We start from the raw sequence: 25576 nt of genomic DNA, 5'->3' as shown, positions 1-25576 counted from the left end.
CTACCGGGCACCCGGAAGTCCAGCGTCGAGACCGTGTTGATACTCGTCGATCCGTTCGGCGCGCCGCCGCGGGCGCTCCTCCCGGTGGACCGCCCGGCCGGACACCGCCGCGGGGGCTGCCGGGGCCGCGGGCCGCGCACGTCGGCCCAGCTGCGTCCCTCCTTGCGGGGCGGGGGTTGACGGCGGCCGCGGGCCGCGTCGCGGCGCCTGCTCGAGCCCCAGATCCGCGACCGGCGCAAAAGGACCGTCCGGACCACGACGGACCCGGTCGCGCCCCGCCACGAAAGGACCGTCCGGGCCGCGGGGTGAGGCTGGCCCCACCATGCGTCCGCCAGGCTTCCCCATTGGGAGAAACCCTGCGTCCCAATACCGTTCAACACATGAACAAGCCCGCATTCCTCCTGGTGCCGGCCCTGGCCCTCGGCGCCGTGCTCGGCGCCGCACCGGCCCAAGCCCAAGACGAGCCCGGCCCCGCCGCGGTCGCCGACCTCATCGACACCCGCATCGCCGAGATCCTCGACGAGCAGCGGATCCCCGGCGCCGCCGCGACGCTCATCGCGGACGGCGAGACGGTCGACGCCCGCGCCTACGGCGACGCCGTTATCGAGGATGGCGTCGAGGACGGCGTCCCCTTCGCGACCGGCACCGCCTTCCACACCGGCTCGATCGCCAAGCTCTTCACGACCGCCGCCGCCCTCCAGCTCGTCGAGGAAGGCGCCCTCGACCTCGACGCCGACGTCAACGACCGCCTCACCGGCTTCGCGGTCCCCGACACCTACCCCGGTGAGCCGATCACCCTGCGGCACCTGCTCACCCACACCTCCGGGTTCGAGGACCGCATCAGCGGGTGGGCGGCCTGGGACGCCGGCGAGATGCCCTCCCTCGCCGACTTCGCCGCCGAGCAGCTGCCCGAGCGCCTCCGCGAACCCGGCACCCTCGTCACCTACAACAACTACGACATGGTCCTGGCCGGCGTCCTCATCGAAGCGGCCTCCGGGCAGCCGTACGCGGACTACGTCGCCGAGCACGTCTTCGCGCCCTTGGGCATGGACGGCACCCGCGTCGTGCGCGAGGAGCCGGCCACGGGCGTCGGGGCCGCCGAGGGCTACCGGTACGCCGACGGCCAGGTCCCGACCGAGGGCCGCCTCTCCCCGGGCACGCCCGCCGGGCCCGGCGGCCTCACCACCGCCGAGGACATGGGCCGTTTCATGACCGCGCTCCTCGACGGCGACCCCGCCCTCGGCGAGGGCGTCGCCGAGCAGATGACCACACGCCAGTTCGGCATCGACGAGGACATGCCCGGGATGGGCTTCAGCTTCCAGGAGTTCGCCGGGCCCGGCGGCGGCGTCTGGTTCAAGGGCGGCGACGTCTCCGGCTTCCACAACGCGCTCGTCGTGGCGCCGGCGCAGGGCGTCGCCTTCCACGTCGTGTTCAACGGCGACGGCGCCTCCGCCGGTGCGACCATCCACGCGGCGCAGGAGCTGGCGCGCGACGTGCTCGACGCGCTCGGCGCCCTCCCCGGCGCCGCGGCCCTCGAACCGGGCGGGGCGGGGGACCTCGACCGGTACGCCGGCGAGTACGTCAGCACCCGCACCACGCGGTCGGACTTCACCGAGATCACCCGCGTCTTCGCCCCCGTCACCGTGGAGGCGGTCGACGGCGGGCTGACCACCACCGGTCTCTCCCTCGATCCCGAAGTGCGCGAACAGCAGTGGGTTCCCGTCGGCGACGGCCGCTTCCAGGAGCGCGACGGTGGGGCCACGATCGCCTTCACCGCCGACGGCGTCCTGCTCAGCAGTGCGGACCCGACGGTCGCCTACGAGCCCGTGCCCTGGTACGACGGCGCCGGACTCCACCTCGCGGGCCTCGCCTTCGGCGCCCTGGTGCTCGCCGCCGGGTTCCTGGCGCTGACGCTGACGGCCGCGGTCCGGCTGATCCGCGGCCGGCCCCGCCGGCCCGCCTGGCGCATCGTGAACGCCTGGTCCTCGTGGCTCCTGGGCGGCGTCGCGCTCGCCGTCCTGGCGCTCCTCATGGCGGCCGTGGCGGACGCGAACCTGTTGACGCAGCAGGTCGTGACCGGTTCGGGCGTGCTCACCGCGGCACTCGGGCTCTCGGTCGCCGCGGTGGGGCTCACCGTCGTCACCGCGGTCGTCTACGCCATCGCCGGCCTCAAGCGCCAGTGGAGCCCGAAGGCCGCGGTAGGCCAGGGCCTCGTGGTCGCCGGGGGAGCGGCGTTCTCCGCGGTGCTCATCGCCCTGAACCTCGCCGCGTTCTTATGGCGGGGCCCGGCGGCCCGCAGGCCGCCGGGCCTCATGCGGGTCCGGTCCGATTCGCGCGCGCTCGAATGCCGGCGATGGCCTGGTCGAAGCTGAACTGCTGGTAATCGGCGCGGAAGAACACGGTTCTCGCGATCCGCAGCGCATCCGCGCGCAGCTCGGCGGGGCAGCCCTCCTCCAGTTCGATCGCGGGTGCGTCGCGAAGCGACTTGACGAGGCCGAGTGGCGCGGTTCGGGCGCTGTAGAGCAGCGTGATGCGCACTTCGGCGGCGTCGAGGTCGGGGATGAAGCGGAAGCAGTGCCCGCCGCGCCGGATCATGACCGAGCGGTCGGCCGCAGCGTGATCGACCATGGTCACCCCGCTTGGGCGAACGCGGGGGCCGGGCAGTGCCCGGGTGTGCCGTGCTCCCGGTAAGGCCTGGGCTTGCGGCGGTGTCCGGCCGGTCGGGAGCGTCGGAGTCGGAGGTCGGTTTCGGCGAGGTCTCCGGAGTCGAGTGCGGCTTGCCGCTGTGCGGGGCTGGCGGTGTAGACGAACAGCCGGGCCGCGGATTCGCGCATGGGGCAGCCGTGGCGGCCCCAGCGCTCGCCGCACCAGTCGCAGCGCAGGCGCCCGAAGCCGAACCAGGCGCGGACGGGTCGATGCAGTTGCAGGTCGATCTTGGCCCAGCTTGGGACCAAGTCACGAGGTAGGGTCAGAAGTGCCATGGGAACTCCGTTTCTCGTGGAGTACGCGGCCCGCCGGTCTAGGTTCCAAGCTTTCTCGGCGGGCCGCAGTCATTGCGCGGCCGTATGAAGTTGGAAGGCTGCCCGCCCCGAACCCGCAGATGCGGGGCGGGCAGGGATCGCCGTGCGGCAATGCCACCGAATCCCCACCGAACCCGGCGGCCTGCGAGTCAGCACCGCATTGTCGAGCGATCCCGAATCAGGCCTTGTTCAGTAAAACATATCTGATGGCTTCAGACAATGCCTGAACCTTCAGAATAGGGCGGCTTCTCCCGCAAATCGCCGAGAGCTGGATGGGTAGGCTGAGTTCCGCACCCGGCCAGGGAGGGAACATCAGCATGACCCGCAAGCCAGGCTCAGCGGGATTCGCGACCGAGACGCTGCGCGAACGAATCCTGGACGGGACTTACGCGCCAGGGGATCGAATGCCTAGCGCCACCGCAATCGCTGATGAATTCGGCATCGATCGCGGGACCGCGTCTCGCGTGATCGCTGAACTCCGCAACGCCGGGCTGGTCCTCACCAAGCCCAGGTCTGCAAGTTATGTGCGCACCTTCGAACCGATTCAGCGGTCGTTTCCAGGCCGCTTGGCGGTTTGGCAGACCGGTCAGGCGATTCAAGATGCCGACAGCAACAAGTCGCCGCAATCCGTCGTCGAAGTCACGATCGGCGAAGCCGCCGCAACCCAGGCCGTCGCCTCGGTATTCGGCGTCGAAGTCGGCGAACCGGTTGTCCATCGCTCACGCCGGTTCATTTCGAAAGAACGACCTTTCCAGCTCGCGGACTCGTACTACCCGCGCGAACTCGCGCACGGAACCCGCATCGTCTACACCGACACCGGGCCCGGCGGTGTTTACGCCCGGCTCGCCGAGATCGGGCACGCGCCGGTCCGCTTCGTCGAGCGGCTGCGGGCGCGGATGCCGCTTCCCGCCGAATCGACCGCACTCGAACTCCCCGGCGGCACCCCGGTCGTCGCGATCACCCGCACCGCCTTCGACGCCGAGGACCGTTGCGTCGAGGTCACCGAGATGATCCTCGACAGCAGCGCCTACGAACTCGAGTACCGCACCGAGATCTGAGACCCGCTCGCGACGACTCGGTCGTCTGCGGGGGAGACCGTCTTCGACCGGTCCTTTCCAGATCGGGCGAGAGCCGGAGTGCTCAGCGGTAGAGGTCGTCCAGTTCGATCAGGTGGATGCGCGGGTCGCCCGAAGCGGCCGCCGCCAGGTCGTCGCTGAAGCCGGCGGCGCTGAAGCACGCCAGCGCGGTGTCGGCCGTGTCCTGCTTCTTCGCCAGCAGGTCCCTGACCCGGGCGAGCCGGGCCAGGTGGTGCATGTCCATGCGCGTGCCCCACTTCACCTCGCCGAGGCAGAGCACCCGCTTCGGCCGGTTCGCCTCGAGCGCGCTCGTCGCGACGACGTCGACCTCGATGGGGGACCGGGCGGTCTTGTCCGTGATGACCCCTGAGGACACCTCGGAGGGGAAGCCCCCGAACCGGTCGCCCGCCATCGTGTACGTGCGGCAGAGTTGCTCGAAATGCGGGCCCATGACCTGGCTGGTGAATTTCGAGGCGCTTTCGCGCCATACGGCGTCGGCCTGGCCGAGTTCGAGCCGGGACCAGGCGGGGCGCATGATCGCCTCGTAGAAGACGATCAGCGGTTCGTTGATGCGGAACAGGTGCCGGTTGGCCTTGAAGGCGTCGGGGTCGACGCGGATCAGGTCGCAGTCCTCCAGCACCGACAGCGCATGGGTGAGGTCCGACGCCTGGCGGCCGCAGTGCTCCGCGATGCCGCTGCGCGTATGGCGTCCGGCCGCGATCGCTCCGAGCACCGCGTGGTAGAGCGAGGCGTCCCGGATGCCTCCCTCGCTGGCGATCAGGTGGCGAGCCTCGCGGTAGAGCGGCGACTGGTTGTCGAGCACCCGCTCGACCACCCATCTGTCGAAGTCCTCGAGCGAGGCCGGTGCCCGGTGGTCGACGTATCGGGTGCGGTAAGCGGGGGTGCCGCCGGTGATCGCGTGCAGGAGCGCGGCCAGGCGCGGACTGTCCGCTTCCCAGAAGCGCGCGGCGGTCTTGAAGTCGAAGGGCCGGACGATCAACTCCAGGGACGCCCGACCGCGCAGCGGCGCGTTGCCGCTGAGCAGCCCCCCCATGACCGACATCGCCGAACCGCAGAGGATGAGCCGCGTGGGGCCGCCCTCGCTCCACGGCTGCTCCCGGGAGTCGACCTGGTGCTGGATCACCGACGGCAGCGACGGCGAGGCGTTGAGCAGGTAGGGGAACTCGTCGATGATGACGAGACGCCCGCCGCAGTGCTCGAAGACCTGGTCGAAGGCCTCTTTCCAGGAGGAGAAGTCGAACGTGCCCGGGGTCCGGAGGTAGTGCGCCAGGGCCTTGCCGAACTGGGCGAGCGATTCGCGCTCGGTCGCCTCCTCCGCGGCGAAGTAGAAGGCGCCGGTGGCCCTGGCCAGTGCCTGGAGGAGGAAGGTCTTGCCTTGGCGTCGGCGTCCGCTGACGATCCCGAGCGTCAGTCCGGGCGCTCCGCCGTTGACGAACCGGTCGAGGGCCCGCCATTCCCGATCGCGGTCGAACAGCGCCGGCGGTTTGTCCACGTCCTGCCTCCATTTCATGTAACTACGGTTCATGTAAGTGTACTTGCATGAACCGTAGTTACATGAAATCGACCCCAGGTGCGCCGATGCCTTCGGCGAGCGCCGCCGCCCTGGCGCGCCCACGGGTCTGAGCAGTCCCGCCTGCGAATGCGGCCCCGGTCAGCGCCACTCCTCGCGGCGGCGTTCGAGGCCGTCGATGACGAGGTCCAGGCCGATCGCGAACTCGTCGGCGTAGGCGTAGCCGGGCTTGAGGGCGTGCTCGACCGCCAGTTCGGTCAGGTGCGGGTACGCGCCCCCGGCCATCCGCTCCATGAGGCCCTCGCCGACCGCCTCGAGTCCGCCGGGGGAGTCGAACGGCAGCGCCAGCTCCTGGATCACGAACCCGTAGATGTAGCTGTCGAGCACCGAGAACGCGTGCGCCGCACCGGCGATCGTGAACCCGCCCCCGCGCAGGCACCCGATCACCGCGTCGTGGTGGCGCAGCGTCGCCTCCCCGGCGTTCGGCCGCGAGTCCATCAGGCCGATCGCCCACGGATGCCGCACGAGCGCGTCCCGCGTCGAGGCGGCCCGCCGCCGCATCGCCTCCCGCCAGTCGACCCCGTCCTCCGGCAGCGCCACCTCGGCGAAGACGGCGTCGACCATCCCGTCGAGGAGCTCGTCCTTGTTGCGGAAGTGGTGGTACAGCGCCATGGCCCGCACGCCGAGCCGCTCGGCCAGCTTCCTGGTGCTCGGCACCGCCCCCCGCGCCTCGTCGGCCATCGCCACCGCCTCGCGCAGGACCTTCTCCCTGTTGAGGGTGCCGCGGCGGGTCGGCTCGGCGGTCACGTGCGGGTCCTGTCCATCGGCTCGGTCATCACCGTACTTTACACCGTACAGTTTTCCTGTACAGTGTAAAGGAGCAAGTACCCTTCGAACGAGGAGCACGTCATGGAACCCATCCCGCAGGCCGGCGTCGGCAAGCGGATCTGCATCGTCGGCGCGTCCGGCAAGCTCGGCCGCCACATGGTCCGGCACGCCCTGGACCGCGGCTACGAGGTCGTGGGCGTCTGCCGCGAGCAGAGCGTCCCCAAGCTCGACGACTTCGCCGGCCGCATCACCGTGATCGGCGCCGACACGAACGACCGCGAGGCCGTCGCCCGGGCCGTCGAGGGCTGCGCCGCCGTCCTCGCCGTCCTCGTGCCCTGGGGCGTCCGCGACTACTCCTCGGGCACGGCCCGGGCGGTCATGGACTCCGCCGAGCCCGGCGCCCGCCTCGTCTTCTCCTGCGGCTGGCACATCAGCCGCGACGGGCAGGACCGGTACCCGCGGAAGATCAAGGCGGCGGTCGCCTTCGCGAGGCTCCTGCGGTTCACGCGCCTGCTCGACATGGACGACCAGTACCGCGCCGCCGACCTGATCTTCGCCAGCGACACCCGGTGGACCCTGGTGCGCGGCTCCGACCTCGAGGAGGGCCCCGCCGAAGGACTGCCGGTGTGGAGCCGCCACGTGGGCGACCCGGTCCTGGCGAGCAACATGACCCGCCGCACCGACTTCGCGCGCTTCATGGTCGAGGCCGCCGAGAACGACGCCCTCGTGCACGAGGCGCCCGCCATCGTCGGCTGCCGCACCCCGTCGGCGCTCGCCCATGCGGGCGAGCGCGAATAAGCACTGAGGACCCCGAACGGGCACCGGCGCTCGCATCCGTCGAGGCGGCCGCCGGAGGCCTCAGCGCAGCAGCAGGTCCGCGAGGGCGAACGCGAACAGCGCCACGGCGACGAAGCCGTTCGCGGTGAAAAAGGCCCGGTTCACCTTCGACAGGTCGTGCGGCTTGACCACCGCGTGCTCGTAGACCAGCGCCACGGCGACCACGCCGAGGCCGATCCAGTACACCCGGCCGTAGCCGGTCATCGCGCCGAACCACGCGAACGCCGCCCACGCGACGACGTGCGTGACGGTGGAGGCGTGCAGGGCGACCCGCACGCCCCACCGGGCCGGGGTCGAGCGGACGCCGATCTCGCGGTCGACCGCCGTGTCCTGGCAGGCGTAGATGAGGTCGAACCCGCCGATCCACAGGCCCACGGCGGCTCCGAGGACGATCGCCGGGCCCGAGCCCTCGAACGTGCCCGTCACCGCGAGCCAGGCGCCCACCGGGGCGACCATCTGGGCCAGGCCCAGGATCGCGTGCGGGTAGTCCGTGAAGCGCTTGGCGTACGGGTAGACGATCAGCGGCGCCACCGCGAGCGGGCTGAGCGCCAGGCAGAGCGGGTTGAGCAGCGCGGCGGAGGCGAGCAGGGCCGCGAGGCTCACCGCGCAGCCGACGTAGGCCGTCCTGAGGGAGACCGCGCCGGTCACCAGCTCGCGCCGGGCCGTGCGCGGGTTCTTCGCGTCGATCTTGCGGTCGATGATCCGGTTCGCCGCCATGGCGAGCGTCCGCGCGGCGACCATCGCGATCGTGACCAGGGCCAGCACCCGCCAGCTGAAGGCGTCCTCGAGGTGCATCACCGTGAGCGTGGACAGGTACGCGAAGGGCAGCGCGAACACCGAGTGCTCGAAGGCGACGAGCTTCAGGAAGTCCTTGACGTGGTTCGGGCGCTGGGCGAGTGTCGGCACGGTGTTCACTCCGGTTCGGGAAGGGGGCGGGGAAGGCGGGCGGGCGGCGTCTCAGCCGAACCCGTACTCCTTCCACCGCTTGTCCACCATGGCCTTCACCGAGGCGCTCATGCGCATCATCTCGGGCCATCCGCGCGTGTACCCCTCCTCGGGCCACTTCGCGGTCGCGTCGATGCCGGCCTTGCCGCCCCAGAACTGGTGGTACGAGGCGTGGTCGAGGTGGTCCACCGGGCCCTCGGTCAGCAGCAGGTCCCGCGAGTAGTCCACATTGCCCAGCGCGCGCCAGGCCACCTCGCGGTAGTCGTGCACGTCGCAGTCGGCGTCGACCACCACGATGAGCTTCGTCAGGCTCATCATCTGGAGGCCCCAGATGGCGCTCATGACCTTCTGCGCCTGCTTCGGGAACTTCTTGTCGATCGAGACGATGACGCAGTTGTGGAAGACCCCCGCCGCGGGCATGTCGTAGTCGACGATCTCGGGGATCATGATCTTGACGAGGGGCAGGAACGTCCGCTCGGTGGCCTTGCCCAGGCCGTGGTCCTCCTGGGGCGGCGCCGAGGTGATGATGGTGTGGTAGACCGGGTCGCGGCGCATGGTCATCGCCTCGACCCGCATCACCGGGAACGGCTCCACCGGCGTGTAGAACCCGGTGTGGTCGCCGAACGGGCCCTCGGGCAGGCGCTCGCCCGGCTCGGCCCAGCCCTCGAGCACGATCTGCGAGCTCGCGGGCACCTGGAGCGGCACGGTCAGGCAGTCGACCATCTCGACGCGCTCGCCGCGCAGGAACCCCGCGAACAGGTATTCGTCGATGTCCGGCGGCAGGGGCGCGGTCGCCGCGTAGGCCATCACCGGGTCGGGTCCGATGGCGACCGCGACCGGCAGCCGCTCGCCGCGCCGCTCGGCCTCGGCGTAGTGGCCGGTGGAGTTCTTGTGGATCTGCCAGTGCAGGCCGATCGAGCGCTCATCGTGCTGCTGGAGCCGGTAGAGCCCGACGTTGCGCTTGCCGGTCTCGGGGTGCTTGGTGTGCGTGAGCCCGAAGTTGTGGAAGATGCCGCCGTCCCCGGGCCAGACCTGGAGGCCCGGCAGCATGTCGAGGTCCACGTCGTCGCCGGTGAAGACCACCTCCTGGCACGGGGCCTTGCGGAGCTTCTTGGGCGGCACGGACTTCAGCTGCATGAGCTTGCCGAGCCCGTCGCGGATGCCGGCCCAGCCGACGGGCAGCTCGGGTTTGGCGAGCTCGCCGATGCGGTCGCCGATCTCGTTCAGGCTCGCGACGCCGAGGGCCTTGGCCGTGCGCGCCTCGGTGCCGAAGAGGTTGATGGCGACGGGGATGCCGCTTCCGGAGGGGTTCTCGAACAGCAGCGCGGGTCCGCCCTCGCGGATCACCCGCTGCGTGATCTCGGAGATCTCCAGGTGCGGGTCGACCTCGGCCGAGATCCGCTTGAGGTCGCCGTCGGCCTCGAGGGCGGCCAGGAACGACTGGAGGTCGTCGTAGGGGAACTTGGGTGCCACGCGACCCATTCAATCACCCGGGGTGCGGACCGGCCCCGGCCCCTGACGGGGAGTGAACGCGGTCCTGCCCGGGCGGAGTGTCGGTGCCCGGCGGTACGATTTCCTGTGACCCGCATTACGATACGGTACCGTATCGTTTCGGAATGGCATAGGCTGATCCCCAACACCACAACGCTCGCTGAAGCCCACCGCTTCCCCGAGCATCGCGCCCCGGGCCCGCGTCACTTCCGCCGCCCGCCGCGCGTCATCACCACGACACCGCCGCGGTCGGCGCCGCGGCGGGGAACACCACCGGGCACGGCCCCGGCCTGCGACGCCGCAGCGCGCCGCAGGCCGCGGCGCCGGGCATCCGCGCGGACGGGAGGTCCGTCCGCCGCGCACCAGAACAGCATTGGAAACGCACTGTGAGCGAAACCCGTTCCGTCCCCGCCCCCGAGGCGCCGGAAGACCGAGGCCACCCCCGCCGGTGGGCCATCCTCGGCGTCCTGGTCATCAGCCTCATCGTCGTCGTCCTCGACAACACCGTCCTCAACGTCGCCATGAAGACCCTCGCCGACCCCGAGGAGGGCGTCGGCGCCAGCCAGAGCGACCTCGCCTGGATGATCAACTCCTACACGCTCGTCTTCGCGGGCCTCCTCTTCGCCTCCGGCGTCATCGGCGACCGCCTGGGCCGCAAGCGGATGCTCCTGGCCGGCCTCGTCGTCTTCGGCGTCGCCTCCCTGCTCTCGGCCTACGCCACCACCCCCGACCAGCTCATCTGGTACCGGGCCCTCATGGGCGCCGGCGCGGCGATCATGATGCCCTCGACGCTGTCGCTGCTGCGCAACGTCTTCTCCGCCAAGGAGTTCCCCAAGGCCCTCGGCATCTGGACCGGCGCGGTCGGCATCGGCGGCGCCATCGGCCCCATCGTCGGCGGCGCCCTTCTGGAGCGCTTCTGGTGGGGCTCGGTCTTCCTCATCAACGTCCCGATCGTCGTCTTCGGCCTCATCGCCATCGCCGTCCTCGCCCCCGAGTCCACGGGCGGGAAGACCAAGGCCGACTTCCTCGGCATGGCCCTGTCCATGGTCGGCCTCGTCAGCCTCACCTACGGCATCATCGAGGCCGGGGACGCCGGATCCTGGGCCGGCGTCGAGGTCTGGGGCACCATCGCCCTCGGCGTGGCCGTCCTGGTCGCCTTCGTCCTGTGGGAGCGGCGCATCCCGCACGCCTCCCTCGACATGAAGCTGTTCAAGAACACCCGCTTCTCGGCCTCCTCGGCCATCATCGTCCTCACCTTCTTCGGGATGATGGGCCTGATGTTCTTCATGACCTTCTACCTCCAGCTGCTCAAGGGCTACTCGCCGCTGGAGACCGGTCTGCTGTTCCTGCCGTTCGGCGCCGCCATGCTCGTCTTCGCGCCGATGTCGAACTCGCTGGTGAACCGCTTCGGCGCCAAGGCCGTCGGCGTCGTCGCGATGCTCCTGGTGATCACCAACTTCGTCGTGACCGCCACGGTCTTCGAGGCCGACACCCCGGTGTGGGTCGTCATCGTCCTGTTCGCCATCACCGGCGCCGGCATGGCCAACCTCATGCCGCCCGCCATGAACACGCTGATGGCCTCGGTCCCCAGGGAGCAGGCCGGCGTCGGCTCGGCGCTCGCCAACACCCTGCGCCAGGTCGGCGGCGCGCTCGGCGTCGCCGTGCTCGGCACGGTCATGGCCCAGTCCTACCGCTCCGAGGTCGCCGAGGCCGCCCCGCAGCTGCCGGACGCGGCCCGCGAGTCCTACGCCTCCACCTACGGCGCGCTCGAGTCGGGGCTGCTCCCGCCCGAGGCGGTCGGCCCGGTCACCCAGGCCGCCGACGCCTCGTTCATCACCTCGCTCCACACCACCGCGTTCGCCGCGATCGCCGTGGGCGTGGTGGGCCTGATCGTGATCGCCGCGTTCTTCCCGGGCCGCCGGCGCGGTGAGACCGAGCAGACGCCGGCGGACCGCGTTCCCGAGCCCGCCCTCGCCGAGGTCTGAGGGACAATCGAGCCATGCCTCCCGAGCTCAGCGAAGTGACGACGACCGGCCCCGACGAGTCCGCCGGGCCGGCCCCCGCCAAGGGCCGGCCCCGCAGCGAAGCGGTGAGCCAGTCGATCATCGAGGCCGTCCTGGACCTCATCGCCGAGCACGGGACCATCGCCGAGGTCAGCGTCGAGGCCGTCGCCGAGCGCTCGGGCGTCTCGAAGGCCACGATCTACCGGCGCTGGTCCTCGAAAGAGGAGCTCATCGTCACCGCCGTCGAGCGGCTCAAGGCCCCGATCCCGGCCGCCATGCCGCGCGCCTCGCTGCGCGGCGACCTGCTCCACATCGCCGACAACATGCGCAAGCGGTTCGGCGCCAGGGACCGCAAGGTCTTCAAGTGCATGATGACCGCGGTGAAGGAACCCGAGTACAAGCGCCACCACGACCGCATGGTCGAGCACCGGCGCCTCTTCGTCCGGGACACCTTCGCCTACTGGGCCGAGCGCGGCGAACTCGCCGAGGGCGTCGACCTCGACCTGGCCGTCGCCATGTTCATCAGCCCGCTCCTGACGATCTTCGTCTACGGGCAGTACGGCGAGCTGAACCGGTCCGGCACCGCCGAGCAGATCGTCGACAACCTGCTGCGCGGCATCGGCGGCCCGCTCTGCGACGCCAGGGCCGCCTGACGGGCGCACCGAAGGGCCCCGGCCGGTCAGCTGACCGGCCGGGGCCCTCGGCGTCTTGACCATCGTCGGTTAAAGACCGGGCCCCGCCGTCCCGCGGGGCCCGGTCACCGGAAGGAACCGAGGATCAGGTCTGTGGGGCCCGGCGATCCGCCTCCCGGATCGCCGGGCCCGCTGAACTCACTTCGCGCCGTACCCGCCTAGAGCGGGGGGTAGGCGTTCTCGAGGAGCTCCTGGAACTGCTCGGAGGACCAGTGGCCGGAGATCGGCATGTCGTCCCGAGCACCCGAGGGGTTGTTGCCGTTGCGGATGTTGCCGCCGTAGTCGGGGTCGCACATCTCGTCGAAGCCCTTGCCCTCGTCGTTGTCGATCAGCTCCGAGGAGCCGTCCGACTCGCCCGGGGGCTTGATCCACACGTAGGCGTCGATCCAGGCTTCGGGGTCGGCCTGCGGCCGCTCACCGAGGCCGGCGCCGGCCTGGTTGCACCAGTTGCCCTTCTGGAAGCGCTGGTCGATCCGCGACTCGTCGACGAACGTCACCGGGTCCGAGGAGGTCGACGTCCCGGTGGGCCGGTAGTCGCCGCCCCAGCCGTTGCGGCTGGTGTCGATCAGCATGCCGATGTCGTCGTTGAAGCCGTTCGCGATGAGCTCCTCGCGCATGGCCTCGGTGAAGTCCTTCTCGTTGTTGAAGTCGTTCCAGTCGACCCACGGCAGGTTCGCGTTCTGGTTGAGCGCCTGGCCGCCGACGTTCTGGTCGACCTCCCAGTAGGGCTCCTCCAGCGCCGAGTAGTTCGCGGTGTTCGAGATGAAGCCGTGCACGTCGTCGGCGGTCATGCCGTTCTCACCGATGAGCGAGCCGAACAGGGCCGCGGACGCGTTGAAGTTGTCGTACTGGGCGTTGGTGTCCGCCCAGCCGATCCAGCCGTGGTGGCCCGCGTCGATGTAGTTGTACGTGTTGGACAGGCCGCCCAGCTCGGCGACCGCGTAGGAGACGCCGTCGACGTAGTTGCCGTTGGCCTTCATCTCGTCGCAGTTGTCCGTCGCGGTCTCGCGCGGCGAGACGTTGGTGACCAGGTTCGGCAGCGAGTCGATCTCGATGACGTTCACGATCTTGAGGTCGGCGTACTTCGACTGGCCCTGGATCTCGACGATCGGGTCGATGTAGTCGTTCTTGTACGCGTCGATCTCGTCGGCGCCCAGCTCGCCGTTGGAGGCGAGGGCGGCGCAGTCGCGGCCCGGCAGGTTGTAGATGACGACCTGGATGACGTCGTAGCCCTCGGCCACCGCGTGGTCGAGGTGGTCCTCCAGGCCCATCGAGCCCGTGGTCGGCGAGTCGTTGCCGTAGATCGCGCTGGTGCGGTCGAGCCACACGCCGGTGGGCTGGTCGGCGATCGCGTCGCCGCCCGGCTCGGCCGCGGCGTTGGCGGACCACTGCGGGTTCACGTAGACGTTGGCGCCGGTGTACGGGTTGTCGACCTTGTCACCCGGGTCGCCGGGGTCGTCCGGGTCGTCGGTGGTCGGGTCGTCCGGGTCGTCGGTCGTCGGGGGCTCGGTGACCTCGCCGCAGACGTCGCCGTTGACCGAGAACTGGCCCGGCGCGGTGGAGGAGCCGGATCCGATGAACCCGAACACCTCCCTGGACTGGCCGGCCGCGATCGAGCTGTTCCAGCCGACGTCGCCGCCGGTGAAGTGGCTGCCGCTCTGGTTCCAGTCGACGTTCCACGCGCTGGAGACGGTCGTGCCGGACGGGAAGTCCCACTCGACCTCCCAGCCGTTGATCGCCTCGCCCGCGCTGATGACGACGTTGGCCTGGAAGCCGCCGCCCCAGGTGCTGACGATGTTGTAGTCGACCTGGCAACCTTCTTCGGCGAGTGCCTGGTTCGCCGAAGCGAAGGTCAGCCCGGTGGCGGCGAGCGCGCCGACGGCCACGCTCGTGAGCGCCAGTCTCCTTCGCCTTCGAGTTACTTGCATAATTCGATGTCCTTCGGGGTTGAAGGGCCGCGGCGAAGCGGCCCGGAGCGGGTGACCATCCAGGGAAGCGCTCCCAAGATGTGCATTGATAATCTCCGATATATAGATGGACTGTCAAGGGGTTCGCCAGGATATTTCCAGCGTCAGGACGATCTGGACGGTTGATTCGAAGGCGACCGGCCGTTCGGCAAGCGCTTGAATCAGTGAAAACGCTCCCGCAACAACCGGACGGGTCCCTTAGGAAAACTTCTTCGCCCTTCCGGCCCGCCGCACGGGCGCCCCGGGCGCACGGCAGCGGGGCCGCGCTGCCGCGCGGCCCCGCCGTCCCTTGCCGGCGGAGTGCCGGTCCGCCCTTGCACTACCCGCCTAGAGCGGGGGGTAGGCGTTCTCGAGGAGCTCCTGGAACTGCTCGGAGGACCAGTGGCCGGAGATCGGCATGTCGTCGCGGGCGCCGCTCGGGTTGTTGCCGTTGCGGATGTTGCCCTCGTAGTCGGGGTCGCACATCTCGTCGAAGCCCTTGCCCTCGTCGTTCGGGATCTCCTCGGAGGCGCCGTCCGACTCGCCCGGGGGCTTGATCCACACGTAGGCGTCGATCCAGGCCTCCGGCGAGGCCTGCGGGCGCTCACCGAGGCCGGCGCCGGCCTGGTTGCACCAGTTGCCCTTCTGGAAGCGCTGGTCGATCCGCGACTCGTCCACGAACGTCACCGGGTCGTCCGAGGACGAGGGGCCGGTCGGGCGGTAGTCGCCGCCCCAGCCGTTGCGGCTGGTGTCGATGAGCATCCCGATGTCGTCGTTGAAGCCGTTGGAGACGAGCTCCTCGCGGAAGGCCTCGGTGAAGTCCTTCTCGTTGTTGAAGTCGTTCCAGTCGACCCACGGCAGCTCGGGGTTCTGGTTCAGCGGCTGCCCGCCGACGTTCTCGTCCACCGCCCAGTACGGCTCCTCGAGCACCGAGTAGTTCGCGGTGTTGGAGATGAACCCGTGGACGTGGTCCGCGGTCATGCCGTTCTGCCCGATGAGGGAGCCGAACAGCTCGGCCGAGGCGTGGAAGTTGTCGTACTGCTCGTTCGTGTCGCCCCAGCCGATCCAGCCGTGGTGGCCCGCGTCGATGTAGTTGTACGTGTTCGGCAGCGCGCCCAGCTCGGCGACGGCGTACGAGACGCCGTCCTCGTAGTTGCCGTTGGCCTTCATCTCGTCGCAGTTGTCCGTCGCGGTCTCGCGCGGTGAGACGTTGGTGATGAGGTTCGGCAGCGAGTCGATCTCGATCACGTTGACGATCCGGAGGTCGGCGTAGGCCGCGTCGCCCTGGATCGCCACGATCTCGTCGATGTAGTCGCTCTTGTACGCCTCGATGTCGTCCGGGCCGAGCTCGCCGTTGGAGGCGAGGGCGGCGCAGTCGCGGCCGGGCAGGTTGTAGATGACGATCTGGATGACGTCGGCGCCCTGGGCCACGGCCTCGTCGAGGTGGTCCCGCAGGCCCATCGAACCGGTCGTGGGGGAGTCGTTGCCCTCGATCGCGCTGGTGCGGTCGAGCCACACCCCGGTGGGCTGGTCGGCGATCGCCTCGCCGCCGGGTTCGGCGGCGGCGTTGGCCGACCAGGTCGGGTTGACGTAGACCTGCGCGCCCTCGTAGGGGTTGTCGACCTTCGCCTGCGCGGCCTCGGCCCCCTCGTCGGGGCTCTCCTCGGCGCCGGCGGTGTTCACCGCGACGGAGCTGACGACGGCGGCCGCGAGCGTCGCGGCTGCGAGCGCTCCCAGGCGCCCGCGCCTGCTCCTGGTGGTCTGCTTGCTTCGGTTGAGCGTCATGTGCCTTCCCTTGCTCGTGAGGCTGACGATCCGGGCGACCCCTCCGCAGATGCCGGGTTTGGACGGCGGAAGCGCTCCCAGACGTACCGGACGAATCCGGATAACATCGAAGTTTGCCTATGCCTGGGTGTGGTGTCAAGAGTCTCGCGACCGGAGAATCCAGAAAATTCCGATTGGCGGCTTAGATATCGACACAGGGTATTGGTCCGACTCCGTAGCGTGGACAATTGCCCTAAAAGGAACAAATCAACTCCGAAATGGAATGACGAAAGCCCGCGCCGCCGATCCCTGGATCGGCGGCGCGGGCGTACTCGGTGGTTGAACGGCACGGTCGAACGGCACGGTCGAACGGCCCCGGACACGCAAGAAGCCGGTCCCCGGTGCGTCCTGCCCGGCCGTGTGCGGCTTCGGGGGCGGTGCGGGACCGGCTTGTGCCGGACGGTGTGCGGTTCGCGGCGTCGGCTTGGGGGACCGATCGTGGATCGGCCTCGCGGCCGCGGATCCTACTGCTGGGCGTTCCCGGTCTCGAAGGCGGCCTGCGCGCCGGCGTCGCCCTCGAGCAGGGCGCGGACCTCGGATTCGCGGAACCGGCGATGCCCGCCCGGTGTGCGAATGCTGCCTATCCGGCCCGCCGCGGCCCAGCGCGTCACGGTCTTCGGATCGACGCGGAACAGCGAGGCCACTTCGCCGGGTGTCAGTAGGCGGTCCTCGGTCTCCATGATTTCTTCCTCCCCGTGATGAAGACTCACTTCGTGCGTTAAACCCATTACACCACTATTCAGTCAAACCTGCCATGAGTTCTTGGACATACTTTCGGTCGGTAGGTTTTGCCTGAAAGTACCACGCGTATGTCAACGGCGCTCTGAGCCGATTCCGGCGCTCTAGGAGTTCCCGGGTATGAGGTAGGCACAGGGCGCAAGTGGCAACTCTGGTTATCCTCGACAGTGTGGACGAGATCGACCAGACCATCGTGAACCTCCTGCGCACCGACGGGCGTACCTCCTACGCCGAGCTGGCGCGCCGGGTCGGCCTCACCGCGCCCTCCGTGCAGGACCGGGTCACCAAGCTCGAGAAGAACGGCGTCATCACCGGGTACAAGGCGGTGATCGACTCCGAGGCCATAGGCCTCGGCATCACCGCGCTCATCGGCATCATCCCCGACAACTCCGCCGACCACCTCGACATCTGCGAGCGCCTGCGCGCCATTCCGCAGATCGAGTCGTGCTATTTCCTCGCCGGCGTCGAGTGCTACCAGCTCAAGGTCCGCGTGCCCAAGATGGGCGATCTGGAAAGGCTCATCCACCGCGTGGGCGCCATCCCCGGCGTCGCCCAGACCCGCACCACCATCACCCTGTCGACCAAGTGGGAGGACCGGCCGCAGCAGGTCCCCACGGACGGCGACGGACCCGGAGCGGGCTGATGGACTCGATCGACCGCACCCGGGACCGGCGCTGGACCGACTGGGCCATCACCACAGTGGAGGCCGACGCGAACCGCTCGGCCGACACGCACCTGCTGCCGTTCCCCCTGCCGCCGGAGTGGAGTGTGGACCTCTACTTGAAGGACGAGTCCACCCATCCGACCGGCTCGCTCAAGCACCGGCTCGCGCGCTCGCTGTTCCTCTACGCGATCTGCAACGGCTGGATCGACGAGGGCACGCCGGTCATCGAGGCCTCCAGCGGCTCGACCGCCGTGAGCGAGGCGTACTTCGCGCGGATGCTCGGGCTGCCGTTCACCGCGGTCATGCCGGAGTCGACCAGCCGTTCGAAGATCGCCGAGATCGAGCGCTACGGCGGCAAGGCGCACCTGGTGCGCGACGCGGCCGGCGTCTGCGCCGAGGCCGAGCGGCTCGCGGCGGCGACCGGCGGCCACTTCATGGACCAGTTCACCTACGCCGAGCGGGCCACGGACTGGCGCGGCAACAACAACATCGCCGAGTCGGTGTTCGAGCAGATGCGGCTCGAGCGCCACCCCGTCCCGGCCTGGGTCGTGGTCGGCGCGGGCACCGGCGGCACCTCGGCGACCATCGGCCGCTACGTGCGCTACCGCAGGCACGCCACGAACCTGTGCGTGGTCGACCCCGAGCACTCGGCGTTCTTCGCCGGTTGGCGCGACGGCGACCCGGAGGCGACCGCGGACGGCTCGCGCATCGAGGGGATCGGGCGGCCCCGGGTGGAGCCCTCGTTCGTCCCGTCCCTGGTGGACCGGATGGTCCGCGTGGACGACGCCGAGTCGATCGCGTGCCTGCGCTGGGCCTCCGAGCGGCTCGGGCGGCGCCTGGGCGGCTCGACCGGGACCAACCTCGTCGCGGCCCTCCTGCTCATCGCGGAGATGCGCGGGCGCGGGGAGGGCGGGAGCGTCGTCACGCTGCTGTGCGACTCGGGGGCGCGCTACGGCGCCACCTACTTCGACGACGACTGGGTCGCCGGGCAGGGCATCGACCTGGAGGCCGCGGCGGAGCGGCTCGCCCCGCTGCTGCCCGACTGACCAGACATCGACATGTATTGACTTTCCGCGGTCGGATCGGTACCGTCCCCTTGTTAGTAAACGCTTGCCCAACAATCGGCCGCAGAATTGAAACGATTCACTCCCGCTTGTCGCGCAAGCCCCCTCCTCCTCACCGGAAGTGAACATGAGGCCCATGACTCCTCCACGCCGTCGGTGGCGCCGCACCCTCGCGGTGCTCGCGGCCGGGGCGACCGCGCTCGCGGGCGTCCTCGCCACCGGCGCCCCCTCCCAAGCCCAGGACGAGGACGGCGTCACCGTCTACCTCGCCTCCGACTCCACCGTCCAGACCTACGACCCCTACTACGAGCCGCAGGCCGGCTGGGGGCAGGTCATCGACCGCTACTTCGACGACGAGGTCACGATCGCCAACCACGCGATCGGCGGGCGCTCCTCGCGCTCCTTCGTCGAGCAGGGCCGCCTCGACGCGATCCTCGACGTCATCCAGCCGGGCGACTACCTGTTCGTCCAGTTCGGGCACAACGACGCCACCGCCTCGGTCCCCGAGCGCTACACCTCGCCCGACGACTACAAGACGTACCTGCGCGACCACTACATCGCGGGCGCGATCGAGAAGGGCGCCGTGCCCGTCCTCGTGACCCCCGTGTCGCGCCGCAGCTTCGACGCCGACACCGGCGAGTTCAACGTCTCCTTCCCCGAATACGTGGAGAAGGTCCACGAGCTGCACGAGGAGACCGGCGTCGCGATGGTCGACCTCTCGGCCTCCTCGCGCGCCTACCTGAACGAGATCGGCCCCGAAGCCGCCGAGTCGGTGTTCCTCCACGTCCCGGCCGGGGTCTACCCGAACCGCCCCAACGGGACCACCGACGACACCCACTTCCAGGAGTACGGCGCCATCCAGATGGCCCGCCTGGTCGCCGAGGAGACCGCGACCCTCGGACTCCCGCTGTCCGAGCACGTGGTCGACGTCGCGCCCCCGGACGAGGTCCCGGCCGCGCCGACCGGGCTCACCGCCGCGACCGTGTCCAACGCCAGCGTCACCCTCAACTGGACCGACCAGGAGGACGCCGACGTCTACCGCGTCTACGTGCGCGAGACGGGCGGCGAGTGGCGCCTGGGCACCACCGCCACCGTCGGCGTCGGCCGCGTCGCCGGCCTCGCCGAGGAGACCGCCTACGAGTTCGCCGTCGCCGCCGTCAACGGCAGGGGCGAGTCGGAGCGGTCCGCGCCCCTCCAGGTGACGACCGCCAGCGCCGGCTTCAAGTTCGACTTCGGCCCGGCCTCCCAGGTCGTCGCCGAGGGCTACACCGAGGTCAATCGCGGCACCGCCTACACCGCCGAGCTCGGCTACGGCTTCACCACCGACATGAGCAGCGCCATCGACCGCGACCGCGGCGGCGACGACGACCCGGTGGGCCGCGACTTCGTGGCCTGGTTCGGCGGCGGCTACGACTTCGCGGTGGACCTGGCCGACGGCCTGTACACCGCGCGCGTCTCGGTCGGCGACTACGTCGGCTCGGCCCGCTCGAACCTCGAGTTCGAGGGCGTCGACTTCGGGGCGGCCAACGCCGGCTCCCGGTCGGTCCTCGTCAAGGACTTCGAGGGCGTCATCGTCGAGGACGGGCAACTCAATGTGAACGTCTCGGGCCAGACCGGGCACCTCAACGGCCTGGAGCTCACCCGCGTCGGCGACGTGCCCGACTCGGGGGGCGAGGGCCCCGACGAGCCGTGCGCCGACTGCGCGGCCGCGGTCGAGGACCTCGACCGCGCGCCGGTGGCCGTCGCCGTCGGGGACGGGGTCTACGTCGGCTGGCGCAGCCTCGCCACCGACGGCGCCGACCTGGCGTTCAACGTCTACCGCGACGGCGCGCTCCTCACCCGGGAGCCGACCGCGACCACCAACCTCACCGACACCGGGGGCACGCCGAACTCGACGTACTGGATCGCCACCGTCGAGGACGGCGTGGAGACCGGCTACACCGACGCGTTCACCGTGCTCGGCGAGCAGTACGTCGACGTGGACATGGACCGCCCCGAGGGCGGGACCACGCCCGACGGCGTCGCCTACACCTACAGCCCCGGCGACGCGACCACCGCCGACCTCGACGGCGACGGCGTCTACGAGCTGATCCAGAAGTGGGACCCGTCCAACCAGAAGGACAACTCCAAGAGCGGCCACACCGGGAACGTCTACGTCGACGCGTACACCCTCGAAGGCGAGCGCCTGTGGCGCATCGACCTGGGCGTGAACATCCGCGCCGGGGCGCACTACACCACCCTGACCGCCTACGACATGGACGGCGACGGCAGGGCCGAGGTGGCGCTGAAGACCGCCGACGGCACGGTGGACGGCGCGGGGAACGCGATCGGCGACGCCGACGCCGACCACCGCAACGACGGCGGGTACATCCTGACCGGCCCCGAGTTCCTGACGGTCTTCGACGGCGAGACGGGCGCGGCGGTCGACTCGGTCGCCTACCAGCCCGACCGCGGCGAGGCGGCCGACTGGGGCGACGGCTACGGCAACCGCGTCGACCGCCTCATGGCGGCGGTGGCCTACCTCGACGGGAACACGCCGTCGCTGGTGACCGCCCGCGGCATCTACACCAAGATGGAGCTCACCGCCTGGGACTTCGACGGCGGGTCGCTGTCGGAGCGCTGGTCCTTCCGCTCCACCGAGTGGGGCGCGCAGTACGCGGGCCAGGGCAACCACAACATGTCGGTGGCCGATGTGGACGCCGACGGGCGCGACGAGATCGTGTACGGGTCGCTGACGCTCAACGACGACGGCACGGTCCTCCAGTCGGCGGGCCTGGGCCACGGCGACGCGCTGCACGTCTCGGACCTCGACCCGTCCCGCGAGGGACTGGAGGTGTTCAGCCCGTTCGAGAGCATGGGCGCCTCGGGGAACCGGGCCGCCGCGTTCCGCGACGCCGAGACCGGCGAGGTGCTCTGGTCCATCCCGGGCACGCGCGACACCGGCCGCGGCACGTGCGGCGACATCGACCCGGCCTACCCGGGGGCGGAGTGCTGGGCGGTCAGCGCCACCGGCGCGTGGGACTCCCGCGAAGGGGAGCTGCGCGCCGCCGACGGCACCCTCATCGGGAACACGATCCCCTCGGCGAACTTCATGGTCTGGTGGGACGGCGACCTCGGCCGCGAGATCCTCGACCACGAGTTCGACGAGCCGAACTACGTCCCGATCCGCCCGTTCATCGCCGAGTGGGACCCCGAGACGGGCACCCAGGAGGAGGTCTTCACGCCCGAAGGGGTCCAGACGAACAACGGCACCAAGGGCAACCCGGTCCTGACCGCCGACCTCATGGGCGACTGGCGCGAGGAGGTGATCCTGCGCAAGGAGTCGAACGACGGGGTGCGGATCTTCACCACCGTGATCGAGACCGAGCACTCGATCCCGACGCTGATGCAGGACCCGCAGTACCGCCTCGCGGTCGCGTGGCAGAACACCTCGTACAACCAGCCGCCGTGGCCGAGCTTCTTCCTCGGCTTCGGCTCGGAGGCGCCCCGGTGGCGCCCGATCGCGGCCGAGTCCACCCGGGACGCGGCGGCCGCGCCGTACGCGGCCGCCTCGTGCGAGGTCGACTACGACGTGGTCGCGGACTGGGGCTCGGGCTTCGTGGTCCAGGTCAAGGTCACCAACACCGGTGACGACGCGATCGGCGAGTGGGACCTCCGGTGGAGGTCCGGCGGCGTCGAGTCGGTCGTGGTCGACTGGGGCGGCGAGATCGCGGTCGACGGGGACGCGATGGCCGCGGACCCGGCGTTCTGGAACTTCCCGCTGGGGCCCGGCCGGACGAAGCAGATCGGCTTCCAGGGCACCGGCGACCCGCACGACCCGGGCATGTTCCTCCTGAACGGCCAGGTCTGCGTGGTCTCCTGACCGAGAACTCCATAGGGAACGGCGGCCCGGGCGCAGAGCGCCCGGGCCGCTTCACGTCCACTCACTTCGACGCCTCCTCGCCCCGGTCGGGCTTGAAGAGCCGGCCGATGCCGTTGGGGATCGCCGCGCGCTCGTACAGGTCGATCGCCCTGCCGCGCAGGGAGGTCGCGGTCCAGGCCGCGGCCAGCAGCAGCATCACGTTGAAGATGTAGAGGAACACCAGCAGGCCGACGGCGGTCGTCACCGCCTGGTAGGCGGGCCGGTCGGAGACGTGGAGGACGTAGATGCGGCCGACGGTCTTGAGGGCCTCCATGCCGATCGCGACCGCCAGCGACGCCCAGAAGACCCGCCGCAGCGGCATCACGACCCGCGGCAGGGCCTGGAGGAGCACCGTGGCCAGGACCGCGTTCGCGATGAGGCCCACCACGACCGAGACGCCCCGCACGAGCAGGGCCGGGTTCCCGGTGACCTCGTCGAGCTCGAGCCAGGCCAGGACCACCTCGGCGCCGGCGGTCGCGCCGATGGTGACCAGCACCAGCAGCGAGAGGCCGATGAGGATGAGCAGGTCGATGCCCCAGCGCAGGAACGGGTTGCCCGGCTGCGCCTCGATGGCCCACACCTGCCGGATGGCCGCGCGCACCGACTGGACCCAGGCGACCCCGGCGACCACGAGCGCGACGGCCGCGAAGACCGTCACCGACCCGCGCGAGTCCTCCAGGACCCCGATGTCGATGACCGGCAGGTTCGTCTCGAGCCACGTCTCGACCGAGTCGTACACCTCGGGCACGTTGAGCAGGTAGCCGAAGATCGCCAGCGCCAGGAGCGACATGGAGAACGCCGCGAAGAACGCGTAGTAGGAGATCGCGGCGGCCAGCTGGCCGCCGTGGACCTCGAAGTAGCGCTCCTGGGCGCGCCACGTGTGGTCCACCAGGTTGGACCGCTTCCGGGCCGCCAGGAGCACGCGGTCCCACCAGGCCCCCAGGTCTGGGAACTTCACGACCCGATTCTGCCAAAGCCTCGGCACGCGTGCCCGCAGACAGGAGGGCGACAAGGATAGTTTGTTACCATACAAACTATGAAACAAGCATCTACGTACCTCACCCCTGAGGAGATGGCGCAGCTCGACCGGCTCGCGAAGGCGCGGGGAATCTCTCGTGCCGCGCTGCTTCACGAACTCGTCGCCGACCTCCTCAGCGGCCGTTCGGTTCGCCCGAAGCGGGTGTCGACCTTCGATTTCGGGGGGCCCGTCGATCGTGAGGAGCGCCGCCGGATCATCGACGAGGCTTACCAGCGGCGGGCAGACCGCCGGTGATCATCGTTGCGGACACCTCCGCACTGCTCGCCGTCTTCAACCCCGACGACCGCGATCACGGGCGCTGCGATGCGCTGTACCACGAGATCGGTGGTTTCGTGTATTCCCCGCTGGTCATCACCGAGCTTGACCACCTCATCCGGGAACGGGTTCACTACAAGGCGGCCAAACAGGCGTTCTGCGACATCCTCGACCGGGTTTCCGGGCCGAATGCCACGGACTACCTGGGCCAGCTGAACATCGAGGACTACTTCGCGGCGCGCGATCTGCGTGAGAGATACGACGACATGCAACTCGACCTGGCCGACTGCTTCGCGGTGGCCCTGGCGCGAGACTGGGACACGAACCGGATCTTCACCCTTGACGAGGGCGACTTCCGTCGCTTGGCGCCGCTCCCGGGAGGGGGCGCCGGGTTCGACTACTTCCAGATCCTCCCGACCGACCTCTGAGACCGCGACGCGTCAGGCGCCGCGGACGACCCAGGCGTCGGGGTCCTCGAGCAGCTTGGTGACCGAGGTCGGCAGGTCGTCGCCCGCGACGGCCGAGAGGGAGACCGACTCGAGGATGTGGCGCTCGGAGACGCGCAGCGCGATCCACACGTTCGTCAGCGCGGTCGCGGTCCCGGTGTAGGACACCTGCTCGGGCCGCTCGCCCCGCACGCCCACCAGCGGGCCGTCGACGGCGCGGATGACGTCGGCGAGGCTGATCTCGTCGCCGGGCCGGGCCAGCCGGTGGCCGCCCTCGGAGCCGCGCTTGGACGTGGCGATGCCGCCGCGCCGCAGCTGGAGCAGGATGGACTCCAGGAACTTCCGGGGGATGCCCTGGTCCTCGGCGATCTGCTCGGCCGACACCCACCGGTCCCCGTACCCGGCGAGGGCCACGGCGGCTCGCAGTGCGTAGTCGACGCGGGCGGACAGGCGCATGGGGACTCCTCGCGGTTCGCTGTGGGCGGGCCCTACCGACTCTATCTCTTGAAAGCGTCTGCCCCGGCGGCCCCGGACGATCAGTCGTCGATGAGCAGGCGCAGGTACGCGGCGGTCTCGATGGCGGCCAGGTCGGCGTCCCCGGCGATGATCGCCTCGACGGCCCGCGTGTGGTCGATGTGCGGCTCCTCGGCCAGGACCGGCCCGAGCCCGGCCCGGACGGTCTCGCGCAGCGAGTCGGCCAGCTCGGTGTACAGCTCGGCGAGGAGCTTGTTGTGGCTGGCCTCGGCCACGGCCTGGTGGAGGGCGATGTCGGCCGCTATGAACGACTCGGTGTCGCCGACCTCGTGGGTCGCCTCGCGCTCGGCCAGGAGGATGCGCAGCCGGGTGATGTCGGCCTCGTCGCGGCGGTGGGCGGCCAGGCGCGCGGCCTCGACCTCCAGGCCCCGGCGGACCTCCATGACGTCCAGGGCGGGGCTGGCGGCGATGCGGCGGCGCACGGCCGCGGTCACCTCCGAGCGGCCGACGACGAACGTCCCGGCGCCCTGGCGGATCTCCAGGAGCCCGGCGTGGGCGAGGGCCCGGACGCCTTCGCGGATGGTGTTGCGGCCGACGCCGAGGAGCTCGGCGAGTTCGCTCTCGGTGGGGATGCGCGAGCCCAGGGTCCACTCGCCGTCGCTGATCTGGCGGCGCAGCTGCTCGATCACCTGATCGACGAGGGCGGACTTGCGTGTCGACTGCAATGCCACTGGCGGACCTGACCTCTCCGGATCGCTTCCACGGCCAGCGGGGGCCCGCCATGGGGTGCGTGTTTCCCAAC

General features: G+C 70.2%; 22 protein-coding genes. 10 read left to right on the top strand and 12 right to left on the bottom strand.

All coding sequences use genetic code 11. The features are described from left to right. Positions 1 to 380: 380 nt before the first annotated feature. Positions 381 to 2372, top strand: coding sequence for a serine hydrolase domain-containing protein (locus LO763_RS08760; protein WP_230601587.1), 1992 nt, complete (start codon positions 381 to 383; stop codon positions 2370 to 2372). On the opposite strand, the gene LO763_RS08755 is transcribed toward LO763_RS08760, so the two are convergent. Together LO763_RS08755 and LO763_RS08750 are read right to left on the bottom strand one after the other, a co-directional pair. Then, on the bottom strand, positions 2311 to 2628 hold the full coding sequence (locus LO763_RS08755) for a hypothetical protein (protein WP_230601586.1): 318 nt from the start codon (positions 2626 to 2628) through the stop codon (positions 2311 to 2313). The two genes, LO763_RS08760 and LO763_RS08755, sit on opposite strands and share 62 nt — an antisense overlap. A gap of 2 nt (positions 2629 to 2630) precedes the next feature. Beyond that, complete coding sequence (locus LO763_RS08750; RefSeq protein ID WP_230601585.1) at positions 2631 to 2981, bottom strand: hypothetical protein; 351 nt, start codon at positions 2979 to 2981, stop codon at positions 2631 to 2633. Between the two features lie 356 nt (positions 2982 to 3337). Here LO763_RS08750 and LO763_RS08745 point away from each other — a divergent pair, with 356 nt between their 5' ends. Then, positions 3338 to 4078 carry a GntR family transcriptional regulator gene (locus tag LO763_RS08745; RefSeq protein ID WP_230601584.1) on the top strand — a complete coding sequence of 247 codons (741 nt, stop codon included), beginning with the start codon at positions 3338 to 3340 and terminating at the stop codon, positions 4076 to 4078. Positions 4079 to 4160: 82 nt separating this feature from the next. Here LO763_RS08745 and LO763_RS08740 read toward each other — a convergent pair whose 3' ends face one another. After that, complete coding sequence (locus LO763_RS08740; protein ID WP_230601583.1) at positions 4161 to 5609, bottom strand: AAA family ATPase; 1449 nt, start codon at positions 5607 to 5609, stop codon at positions 4161 to 4163. A 159-nt stretch (positions 5610 to 5768) separates the two neighbouring features. Next, the gene (locus LO763_RS08735) at positions 5769 to 6434 is read right to left on the bottom strand and encodes a TetR/AcrR family transcriptional regulator C-terminal domain-containing protein (protein ID WP_230601582.1); all 666 of its coding nucleotides are present in this window, start codon (positions 6432 to 6434) and stop codon (positions 5769 to 5771) included. A gap of 102 nt (positions 6435 to 6536) precedes the next feature. Here LO763_RS08735 and LO763_RS08730 point away from each other — a divergent pair, with 102 nt between their 5' ends. Beyond that, the gene (locus LO763_RS08730; RefSeq protein WP_230601581.1) at positions 6537 to 7253 is read left to right on the top strand and encodes an NAD(P)-dependent oxidoreductase; all 717 of its coding nucleotides are present in this window, start codon (positions 6537 to 6539) and stop codon (positions 7251 to 7253) included. 60 nt (positions 7254 to 7313) lie between these two features. Here the strand turns inward: LO763_RS08730 and mqnP are convergent, their stop codons facing one another. Beyond that, a complete protein-coding gene (gene mqnP, locus LO763_RS08725) occupies positions 7314 to 8198 on the bottom strand; it encodes a menaquinone biosynthesis prenyltransferase MqnP (RefSeq protein WP_230601580.1) in 885 nt (294 codons plus the stop codon). Between the two features lie 51 nt (positions 8199 to 8249). After that, the gene (locus LO763_RS08720) at positions 8250 to 9719 is read right to left on the bottom strand and encodes a menaquinone biosynthesis decarboxylase (protein ID WP_369431943.1); all 1470 of its coding nucleotides are present in this window, start codon (positions 9717 to 9719) and stop codon (positions 8250 to 8252) included. A gap of 395 nt (positions 9720 to 10114) precedes the next feature. On the opposite strand from LO763_RS08720, the gene LO763_RS08715 reads away from it, so the two are divergent. Then, the gene (locus tag LO763_RS08715; RefSeq protein WP_230601578.1) at positions 10115 to 11713 is read left to right on the top strand and encodes an MFS transporter; all 1599 of its coding nucleotides are present in this window, start codon (positions 10115 to 10117) and stop codon (positions 11711 to 11713) included. 14 nt (positions 11714 to 11727) lie between these two features. Further along, a complete protein-coding gene (locus LO763_RS08710) occupies positions 11728 to 12384 on the top strand; it encodes a TetR/AcrR family transcriptional regulator (RefSeq protein WP_230601577.1) in 657 nt (218 codons plus the stop codon). A gap of 197 nt (positions 12385 to 12581) precedes the next feature. Here LO763_RS08710 and LO763_RS08705 read toward each other — a convergent pair whose 3' ends face one another. The 3 genes from LO763_RS08705 to LO763_RS08695 form a co-directional block, all read right to left on the bottom strand. Beyond that, complete coding sequence (locus LO763_RS08705) at positions 12582 to 14351, bottom strand: glycoside hydrolase family 6 protein (protein WP_230601576.1); 1770 nt, start codon at positions 14349 to 14351, stop codon at positions 12582 to 12584. 366 nt (positions 14352 to 14717) lie between these two features. Further along, on the bottom strand, positions 14718 to 16154 hold the full coding sequence (locus tag LO763_RS08700) for a glycoside hydrolase family 6 protein (protein ID WP_304608805.1): 1437 nt from the start codon (positions 16152 to 16154) through the stop codon (positions 14718 to 14720). A 503-nt stretch (positions 16155 to 16657) separates the two neighbouring features. After that, entirely contained in the window at positions 16658 to 16873 is a 216-nt protein-coding gene (locus LO763_RS08695; protein WP_035748422.1) for a BldC family transcriptional regulator, read from the bottom strand. A 227-nt stretch (positions 16874 to 17100) separates the two neighbouring features. Between LO763_RS08695 and LO763_RS08690 the strand changes: the two genes are divergently transcribed. The 3 genes from LO763_RS08690 to LO763_RS29375 all read left to right on the top strand — a co-directional run bounded on the left by LO763_RS08690 (position 17101) and on the right by LO763_RS29375 (position 22521). Then, positions 17101 to 17574 (top strand): Lrp/AsnC family transcriptional regulator, encoded by a 474-nt coding sequence (locus LO763_RS08690; protein WP_230601575.1) that lies wholly within the window; start codon positions 17101 to 17103, stop codon positions 17572 to 17574. Then, complete coding sequence (cds1, locus tag LO763_RS08685) at positions 17574 to 18641, top strand: L-cysteine desulfhydrase Cds1 (protein WP_230601574.1); 1068 nt, start codon at positions 17574 to 17576, stop codon at positions 18639 to 18641. The genes LO763_RS08690 and cds1 overlap by 1 nt, the downstream gene beginning before the upstream one ends. 154 nt (positions 18642 to 18795) lie before the next feature. Then, positions 18796 to 22521, top strand: coding sequence for a rhamnogalacturonan lyase family protein (locus LO763_RS29375; protein ID WP_304608804.1), 3726 nt, complete (start codon positions 18796 to 18798; stop codon positions 22519 to 22521). Between the two features lie 61 nt (positions 22522 to 22582). Here the strand turns inward: LO763_RS29375 and LO763_RS08670 are convergent, their stop codons facing one another. Beyond that, positions 22583 to 23518: a YihY/virulence factor BrkB family protein gene (locus tag LO763_RS08670; protein ID WP_230601573.1), complete on the bottom strand. Its 936-nt coding sequence runs from the start codon at positions 23516 to 23518 to the stop codon at positions 22583 to 22585. Positions 23519 to 23596: 78 nt separating this feature from the next. Here LO763_RS08670 and LO763_RS08665 point away from each other — a divergent pair, with 78 nt between their 5' ends. Next, positions 23597 to 23833 (top strand): ribbon-helix-helix protein, CopG family, encoded by a 237-nt coding sequence (locus tag LO763_RS08665; RefSeq protein WP_230601572.1) that lies wholly within the window; start codon positions 23597 to 23599, stop codon positions 23831 to 23833. Further along, the gene (locus tag LO763_RS08660; RefSeq protein WP_230601571.1) at positions 23830 to 24282 is read left to right on the top strand and encodes a type II toxin-antitoxin system VapC family toxin; all 453 of its coding nucleotides are present in this window, start codon (positions 23830 to 23832) and stop codon (positions 24280 to 24282) included. The genes LO763_RS08665 and LO763_RS08660 overlap by 4 nt, the downstream gene beginning before the upstream one ends. Positions 24283 to 24294: 12 nt before the next feature. On the opposite strand, the gene LO763_RS08655 is transcribed toward LO763_RS08660, so the two are convergent. Further along, the gene (locus LO763_RS08655) at positions 24295 to 24756 is read right to left on the bottom strand and encodes an RrF2 family transcriptional regulator (RefSeq protein WP_230601570.1); all 462 of its coding nucleotides are present in this window, start codon (positions 24754 to 24756) and stop codon (positions 24295 to 24297) included. A gap of 80 nt (positions 24757 to 24836) precedes the next feature. Beyond that, entirely contained in the window at positions 24837 to 25505 is a 669-nt protein-coding gene (locus LO763_RS08650) for a FadR/GntR family transcriptional regulator (protein ID WP_230601569.1), read from the bottom strand. Between the last annotated feature and the right edge of the window lie 71 nt (positions 25506 to 25576).

The sequence above is a fragment of the Glycomyces amatae genome, from assembly GCF_020991375.1.
In the GTDB taxonomy this organism is placed as follows: Bacteria; Actinomycetota; Actinomycetes; order Mycobacteriales; family Micromonosporaceae; genus Glycomyces; species Glycomyces amatae.
Note: the sequence above shows the minus strand (reverse complement) of the source record. Positions and strands in the feature narration are given on the sequence as shown.

Coding starts and splice junctions, on each gene's coding strand:
- LO763_RS08745 (WP_230601584.1), top strand. CDS start 3,338: ATGACCCGCAAGCCAGGCTCAGCGGGATTCGCGACCGAGACGCTGCGC.
- cds1 (WP_230601574.1), top strand. CDS start 17,574: ATGGACTCGATCGACCGCACCCGGGACCGGCGCTGGACCGACTGGGCC.
- LO763_RS08720 (WP_369431943.1), bottom strand. CDS start 9,719: ATGGGTCGCGTGGCACCCAAGTTCCCCTACGACGACCTCCAGTCGTTC.
- LO763_RS08755 (WP_230601586.1), bottom strand. CDS start 2,628: ATGGTCGATCACGCTGCGGCCGACCGCTCGGTCATGATCCGGCGCGGC.
- LO763_RS08710 (WP_230601577.1), top strand. CDS start 11,728: ATGCCTCCCGAGCTCAGCGAAGTGACGACGACCGGCCCCGACGAGTCC.
- LO763_RS08665 (WP_230601572.1), top strand. CDS start 23,597: ATGAAACAAGCATCTACGTACCTCACCCCTGAGGAGATGGCGCAGCTC.
- LO763_RS08700 (WP_304608805.1), bottom strand. CDS start 16,154: ATGACGCTCAACCGAAGCAAGCAGACCACCAGGAGCAGGCGCGGGCGC.
- LO763_RS29375 (WP_304608804.1), top strand. CDS start 18,796: ATGACTCCTCCACGCCGTCGGTGGCGCCGCACCCTCGCGGTGCTCGCG.
- LO763_RS08705 (WP_230601576.1), bottom strand. CDS start 14,351: ATGCAAGTAACTCGAAGGCGAAGGAGACTGGCGCTCACGAGCGTGGCC.
- LO763_RS08695 (WP_035748422.1), bottom strand. CDS start 16,873: ATGGAGACCGAGGACCGCCTACTGACACCCGGCGAAGTGGCCTCGCTG.
- LO763_RS08730 (WP_230601581.1), top strand. CDS start 6,537: ATGGAACCCATCCCGCAGGCCGGCGTCGGCAAGCGGATCTGCATCGTC.
- LO763_RS08655 (WP_230601570.1), bottom strand. CDS start 24,756: ATGCGCCTGTCCGCCCGCGTCGACTACGCACTGCGAGCCGCCGTGGCC.
- LO763_RS08760 (WP_230601587.1), top strand. CDS start 381: ATGAACAAGCCCGCATTCCTCCTGGTGCCGGCCCTGGCCCTCGGCGCC.
- LO763_RS08750 (WP_230601585.1), bottom strand. CDS start 2,981: ATGGCACTTCTGACCCTACCTCGTGACTTGGTCCCAAGCTGGGCCAAG.